Annotated in this window: 6 protein-coding genes and 2 pseudogenes; 5 read left to right on the forward strand and 3 right to left on the reverse strand. The window is 62.8% G+C overall.

What is annotated here, in order from left to right:
- The first annotated feature begins 4 nt into the window (after positions 1-4).
- From JFT80_RS06735 to JFT80_RS06745, 3 genes and pseudogenes are all read left to right on the forward strand, one after another.
- A pseudogene (locus tag JFT80_RS06735) lies at positions 5-1814 on the forward strand (ATP-binding protein).
- A complete protein-coding gene (locus tag JFT80_RS06740; RefSeq protein ID WP_201147341.1) occupies positions 1811-3205 on the forward strand; it encodes a sigma-54 dependent transcriptional regulator in 1395 nt (464 codons plus the stop codon). Before JFT80_RS06735 ends, JFT80_RS06740 begins: the two are co-directional and overlap by 4 nt.
- Positions 3206-3244: 39 nt before the next feature.
- Entirely contained in the window at positions 3245-3700 is a 456-nt protein-coding gene (locus JFT80_RS06745) for a YiiD C-terminal domain-containing protein (RefSeq protein ID WP_201147342.1), read from the forward strand.
- 71 nt (positions 3701-3771) lie between these two features.
- Here the strand turns inward: JFT80_RS06745 and cysQ are convergent.
- Together cysQ and nudE are read right to left on the reverse strand one after the other, a co-directional pair.
- Positions 3772-4598 (reverse strand): annotated as a pseudogene (cysQ, locus tag JFT80_RS06750) (3'(2'),5'-bisphosphate nucleotidase CysQ).
- Positions 4595-5161, reverse strand: a complete 567-nt coding sequence (gene nudE, locus JFT80_RS06755) for an ADP compounds hydrolase NudE (protein WP_045061333.1) — start codon at positions 5159-5161, stop codon at positions 4595-4597. The pseudogene cysQ and the gene nudE overlap by 4 nt, the downstream one beginning before the upstream one ends.
- 90 nt (positions 5162-5251) lie before the next feature.
- Between nudE and yrfG the strand changes: the two genes are divergently transcribed.
- Positions 5252-5914 carry a GMP/IMP nucleotidase gene (yrfG, locus tag JFT80_RS06760; protein ID WP_201147343.1) on the forward strand — a complete coding sequence of 221 codons (663 nt, stop codon included), beginning with the start codon at positions 5252-5254 and terminating at the stop codon, positions 5912-5914.
- A gap of 53 nt (positions 5915-5967) precedes the next feature.
- Here the strand turns inward: yrfG and lysM are convergent, their stop codons facing one another.
- Entirely contained in the window at positions 5968-6417 is a 450-nt protein-coding gene (gene lysM / locus JFT80_RS06765; RefSeq protein ID WP_045061331.1) for a peptidoglycan-binding protein LysM, read from the reverse strand.
- Between the two features lie 138 nt (positions 6418-6555).
- Between lysM and JFT80_RS06770 the strand changes: the two genes are divergently transcribed.
- The coding region (locus JFT80_RS06770) for a LysR family transcriptional regulator (protein WP_201147344.1) at positions 6556-7055 on the forward strand (500 nt) is incomplete at its 3' end.

Below are 7055 nucleotides of genomic sequence, written 5' to 3' on the forward strand. Positions count from 1 at the left end.
CCTCATGACCCCGACTCTCCCCCGCAGACCTCGCTGGCGCAGCCTCGCCCTTCTGGCCCTGTGTCTGGCGCCACTGCTGTGGCCGCTGGAGCATCTGGCCGAGCGCTATTACCGCAGCGAACTGGCCGGGCAAAACCGCCAGACGCTCGACCTGTACGTCGCCAACCTGTTGGGCACCCTGCACCGTTATGAGGTGCTGCCGCAAATTCTCGGCGAGCTTCCAGCCCTGCGCGCCGTCCTGGGCGCGCCGGACGACGGCGTGAGCCAAGGCAACGCCAACCGCCTGCTGAAAAACATCAGTGCCCAGACCGGCGCCGAAGTCATGTACCTGATGGACACCACCGGCAAAACCCTGGCGGCGTCCAACTGGGACAAACACGACAGCTTCGTGGGGCGCAATTTTTCCTTCCGCCCCTACTTCAGCGAAGCCATGGCCGGTCGTCTTGGGCGCTTCTTCGGCCTGGGCACGACCTCGGCCAAACGTGGCTATTTTTTTGCGGCGGCGGTTCGCCAAGGCGAAAAGATCATCGGCGTACTGGTGGTCAAGGTTGACCTCGACCATACCGAGAGCCTGTGGGGCAACACCCCGGAACAGCTGCTGGCCACCGATCAAAATGGCGTGGTCATTCTCACCTCACGGCCGGAATGGCGCTTTCGTTCGACCCGCACATTGAGCGAGGCGGAGAACAAGGCGATCACGGCGATCCAACCTTACCCCACTCGCGATCCCCAGCCGCTCAAGCTCAACCCCGATGCGTGGCTGACCCAGTCTCACCAGATCGACGAGACGGGCTGGACGGTGAACATCCTCGCGCCGCGGACCCTGATCGACCGCCCGGTGCGCACCGTGGTTGCCATCGGCGGTGCGACGCTGTTGGTGTTGATGCTGTTGCTCGGTCTGATGATGCAGCGCCGTCGCCACTATCTGGAGCGCATCGATTTTGAAGCCAAGGCGCGACGAGAGCTGGAAGGTCGAGTCGCCGAGCGCACCAGCGACCTCGAAGGGCTCAACCGGCGTCTCAAGGAGGAAGTGCTGGAACGCGAACAGGCCCAGCAGGAGCTGGTGCGCGCCCAGGATGACCTGGTACAGGCCGGCAAGCTGTCGGCACTGGGGACGATGTCCGCCAGCATCAGTCACGAGTTGAATCAGCCACTGGCGGCGATCCGCAGCTATGCGGAAAACGCCGAAGTGCTGCTCGATCACCAGCGCACCGACGACGCCCGTGGCAACCTCAAGCTGATCAGTGAACTGACCGCGCGCATGGCGTCAATCATCGCCCACTTGCGCGCATTCGCCCGCCGCGATCGCCATGCGCCGGAGAGTGTCGCCCTGCAACCGGCGCTGGACGACGCACTGGCCCTGCTCGCCAAGCGCCGGCGCAGCATGGAGGTCGAACTGATCCGCGATTTGCCGGCCGCCACCTTGTGGGTCGAAGCCGGCGAAACCCGCCTGCGCCAGGTGCTGGGCAATTTGCTGGCGAACGCCCTGGACGCCCTTACGGAAAAAGGCCCGCCGCGTAAACTGTGGCTGAGTGCCCAATCCACAGCCGAAGGCGTCAACCTGTCACATTCGCGACAATGGCCCGGGTTTTTGCATGGAAGCCCTGGGCCGCGCCAGCGAACCTTTCTACACCACCAAGACCCGCACCCAGGGCCTGGGGCTGGGGCTGGCGATCTGCGAAACACTGATGCGCGCCTTCGGTGGTGAACTGTCGTTCTCCAACCACAAGGAAGGCGGCGCGCTGATTACCTTGAAATTGCGCGCAGGCGCACCGGGCGTGAGCCTGCAACCGTCCGAGGACCGAAGTGCATGACCATCGACAACCGCATCCAGGTCGTGCTGATCGACGACGATCCGCACTTGCGCCAGGCCCTGAGCCAGACGCTGGACCTTGCCGGCCTGAAGATCCTGCCGCTGGCCGAAGCCAAGGGCCTGGCTGCCCAGTTGGAGCGTGACTGGCCGGGCGTGGTGGTCAGCGATATTCGCATGCCGGGCATGGACGGTCTCGAACTGCTGACCGAACTGCATGCCCAGGACCCGGAGCTGCCGGTGTTGTTGATCACCGGCCATGGCGACGTACCGCTGGCGGTGCAAGCGATGCGCGCCGGGGCCTACGACTTCCTGGAAAAACCTTTTGCCAGCGATGCCCTGCTCGACAGCGTACGCCGGGCGCTGGCCCTGCGCCGGTTGGTGCTGGATAACCGCAGCCTGCGCCTGGCACTGAGCGATCGCAACGAGTTGAGCGCACGGCTGGTTGGACATTCAGCGCCAATGGCGCGCCTGCGCGAGCAGATCGGTGCCTTGGCGGCCACCCGGGCGGACGTGCTGATCCTTGGCGAAACCGGCGCGGGCAAGGAAGTGGTCGCCCGCGCGCTGCACGATCTGTCGAGTCGTCGCAACGGGCCATTCGTGGCAATCAATGCCGGCGCCCTGGCTGAATCGGTGGTGGAGAGCGAGCTGTTCGGACACGAGCCCGGCGCTTTCACCGGGGCGCAGAAGCGCCGCATTGGCAAGTTCGAATTCGCCAACGGCGGCACGCTGTTTCTCGATGAAATCGAGAGCATGAGTCTGGATGTGCAGGTCAAGCTGCTGCGCCTGCTGCAAGAGCGCGTGGTTGAGCGGCTTGGCGGCAACCAGCAGATCCCGCTGGACATCCGTGTCATCGCTGCGACCAAGGAAGACCTGCGCCAGTCTGCCGACCAAGGCCGTTTTCGGGCCGACCTGTACTACCGCCTCAATGTGGCGCCGCTGCGCATCCCACCTTTGCGCGAGCGCGGCGAAGATGCCCTGATGCTGTTCCAGCATTTCGCCAACGAGGCCAGCACCCGCCACGGTCTGCCGCCCCACGAACTGCAACCGGGTCAACGCGCTCTGCTACTGCGCCACAGCTGGCCAGGCAACGTACGGGAGCTGCAAAACGCCGCCGAGCGCTTCGCCCTGGGCCTGGAACTGGCCCTGGACAACAGCGCACCGGATGGCACATCCGGGGTCACGGTTGAGGTGATCAGTGGCGGGTTGAGCGAACAGGTGGAAAACTTCGAGAAGAGCCTGATCGCCGCCGAGCTCGCGCGCTCCCACAGCTCGGTCCGCAGCCTGGCGGAAGCACTGGGCATCCCGCGCAAAACCCTGCACGACAAACTACGCAAGCACGGGCTCAACTTTGCCGATGGCGGCGCCCACACCGCCACCGACGAACTCGACTGAGCTACCGTCCAATCACCGCCCACAGACAAGAGAGCGTTCATGAGCCGCGACAGTCGTCACCTGGAAAGCATCCTGCACCACGACATTCCGCTGACCCGCGACATGGGCCTTCGGGTGCTCGATTGGCGCGAGCAGCAATTGAGCCTGTATTTGCCGCTCGATCCCAACGTCAACCACAAGAGCACGATGTTCGGCGGCAGTCTCTATTGCGGCGCGGTACTGGCCGGCTGGGGCTGGCTGCATTTACGCCTGAAGGAAGAAGGGATCACCGACGGGCACATCGTGATTCAGGAAGGGCAGATCAGTTATCCACTGCCGGTGACGGGGAATGCCACGGCGATTTGTCCGGCGCCGGATGCGCTGGTGTGGAAAAGGTTTTTGGCGATGTATCAGCGGTATGGGCGGGCGCGGTTGATCCTGCAATCGCGGATTGTGAACGCCGAGGGTGCCGAGGATGCGGTGACGTTTAGCGGGCAGTACGTTTTGCACCGTTAAGATCAAAAGATCGCAGCCTCGTTGCACTCGGCAGCTCCTACGGTGCGGACCAGGCTGCGCTTTTTCGATCGTTAACCTTGGGCCAGTTTCAACAACTGCTGTCGCCAGGATGCCTGGGCCGGCAGCGCCAGGAAAACCCGTTCAACAACGATTCCCGCGCCGGGTAACTGAACGTTTTACCGCTCAACTCCAGCACCTCGCCCCCGGCACCTTCCAGCACTCCCTGGGCCGCCGCCGTGTCCCACTGCGAAGTCGGCGCCAGGCGCGGGTAACAATCCGCCGCGCCTTCGGCCAGCAGGCAAAACTTCAATGAGCTGCCGATGTTGGCCAACTCCAGCTCACCCAGGCTCGCGCTCAAGCCTGCAAGCAAGCGCTCCTGCTCGGGGCTCGAATGGCGGCGGCTGGCGACTACGGTAAAAGCTTCACCTGCCGGCGGCACCTGACGAACCTGAATAGGCAAAGGCTCGGCACCTTTATCCGAACGCCATGCCCCCAGGCCTGCGCCTCCGACATAAACGCGCCCATTGGTCGGCATCGATACCACCCCAAACACCACGCGGCCTTGCTCGATCAAGGCGATGTTGACGGTGAACTCCTCGCTGCCCGAGATGAATTCCTTGGTCCCGTCCAGCGGATCGACCAGCCACCAGCGCTGCCAGCCGGCGCGCACGCTTTGGGGAATGTTGGCGTCTTCTTCAGAGAGCACCGGGATGCTTGGGTCCAGAGCGGTCAGCCCGTCCAGAATCAGATGGTGAGCCGCCAGGTCAGCTGCTGTGACGGGTGAATCGTCGGCCTTGGCAGTCACGGCCGTGCCGGTGCGCCAGAACGGCAAAATGGCGTCGCCTGCCAGCAAGGCCAGTTCGATCACGGGCGCCATCAATGGATGCGGGAAATTCATGGCTGGTACACCCCGCGCTGTGTCAGCAGATCCCGGGCCAGATAGAGCGCGGCCAACGCACGGCCTTCGGTGAATTGCGGGTTCTGCGCCAGCGCCGACAGCTCGCGCAGGTTGACCTTGCTCACGCCCATCGGCTCGGGCTCGTCGCCTTCCAGTCGTTCCTCGTACAAGTCCGTGGCCAGCACCACCTGGATCTTCTGGCTCATGTAGCCGGGCGACAAGGACAACTCGGTCAGGTGTTCCAGCTGCCGTGCGCCATACCCGGCTTCCTCCTTGAGCTCGCGCTCGGCCGCCGCCAGCACGTCTTCGCCGGGTTCGATCAAACCCTTGGGCAACGACATCTCGTACTCATCGGTACCGCCGCAGTATTCCTCGACCAGCACCGCATGATCCGCATCCAGCATCGCCACGATCATCACCGCGCCATAGCCGGCGCCCTTGCCGACCAGTCGCTCGTAAGTGCGCTCGACGCCATTGGAAAAGCGCAACTTCAGCTCTTCGACGCAGAACAGGCGGCTGGTGGCGACAATCTCGCGAGCGAGGATGGTAGGTTTCTGGCGCATGAGCGGCTCCTGGGTGATAGCGAGTTACTATACCCGGCCTATCCTGAATGTTGACCCCGGATATCCTTTTTACCGCTGGAGAAGTTTTTTATGTCCCTGCTGCCCTGGCATGACATCGATACCGTTTTGCTGGACATGGACGGCACCTTGCTGGACCTGCATTTTGACAACCATTTCTGGCTGGAGCACCTGCCGCAACGCTATGCGCAGGTGCACGGAGTCAGCCTGGCCATGGCCGAGATGGAGTTGCAGCCGCTGTTCGAACGCCACGCCGGACAGTTGCAGTGGTATTGCCTGGATTTCTGGAGCACCGAGCTGAAGTTGTCGGTTCGCGAGTTGAAACTGGAGACCGCGCACCTGATCGCCCTGCGCCCGGACGCGGACACGTTCCTGGCGGCGATCAAACAAGCCGGCAAGCGGGTGGTGATGATCACCAACGCCCACCGCGATTCCCTGTCACTCAAGCTTGAACGGATTGAACTGGCGCCTTACTTCGAGCGGCTGATCAGCTCCCACGATTACGGCTATCCCAAGGAAAATCCGCAGTTCTGGGACGCCCTGCAGGCGGACATCGGCTTCGATCCGGCGCGCAGCCTGTTTATTGACGACACACTGCCGATTTTGCGCAGTGCGCGGGACTTTGGCGTGGCACATCTGCTGGCCGTGCGGGAGCCGGACAGTCGCAAGGGCCCAAAGGACACGGCGGAGTTTGCGGCGGTTGAGGATTATCGGGACCTGGTTGCCGGTCTCTAGACCGATTCGGCTGCATCGCGGGCAACGCTTGCCCGCGATGGCGATCTAAAGCTTTACTCAGGAATCCGCAACGACTGCCCCGGATAGATCTTGTTCACGTCCTTGAGCATCGGTTTGTTGGCCTCGAAAATCTTGTTGTACAGGTTGGCATTGCCATACACCCGCAGGGAAATCGCGCTCAGCGTATCGCCCTTCTCCACCACCACAAACTTCGCAGCCACCATCACTGGCCCGGTCACGGTAATCTGGTCTTCAACACCACTGACGCCCGCCACGTTGCCCAGGGACAACAGGATCTTTTCTTTCTCTTCCTGGGTGGCGGCTTCACCACTGGCGATCACCTTGTCGCCCTCGACCTTGACCTGGATCTTCGAAGTATCGATCCCCGTCAGCGCATCCTTCACGTGCTTGGTCAGCGCCTCGCTGTTGGCTTCGGCCTTGTCCGGCGTCAGTGCGTCGAGGATTTTTTCACCGGCTTCTTTGAGAAAACTGAAAAGGCTCATCGTGTGCTCTCCATGGTAATAAAAGGGTCCAGACGCAAAAGCCTAGACCAAGCTTGCACACTGCGGTTCCAACCCGACCAATGACGCCGCTTCCCGCCAGGGGCTAGAATCGGCGCCTTCCTGCGCCCTGGAGCGAAGATGGACATCAAGCAGCTGAAATTCCTCATCGCCCTCGACGAAACCCGCCACTTCGGCCAGGCCGCCGCGCGTTGCCACATCACCCAACCGACCTTGTCGATGCGTTTGCGCAGCCTGGAAGAAGAGCTCGAATTACCGCTGGTCAACCGTGGCCAACGCTTTGAAGGCTTTACCGCGCCGGGCGAGCGAGTGCTGGCGTGGGCGCGCACGGTGCTGGCGGCCTACGACGGGCTGCAAGCCGAGGCGGCCGCCTGTCGCGGCAATCTGGTCGGCACCCTGCGCCTGGGGGTGGTGCCGTTATCGAGTTTCGATCCATTGCCGTTGATGCAGCGCCTGCATGCCGAACACCCGAACCTGCGGTTCGAGTTGTCTGCATTGAGCTCCGAGCAAATTCTCGAACAGCTGGCGAACAACCGCCTGGACCTCGGCGTGTCTTACCTGGAACGCCTCGACGGCGAGCGTTTCGACTCCCTGGCCTTCAGCGAAACCCGCATGGGCCT

This window comes from Pseudomonas sp. TH10, from assembly GCF_016651255.1.
Classification (GTDB): Bacteria; Pseudomonadota; Gammaproteobacteria; order Pseudomonadales; family Pseudomonadaceae; genus Aquipseudomonas.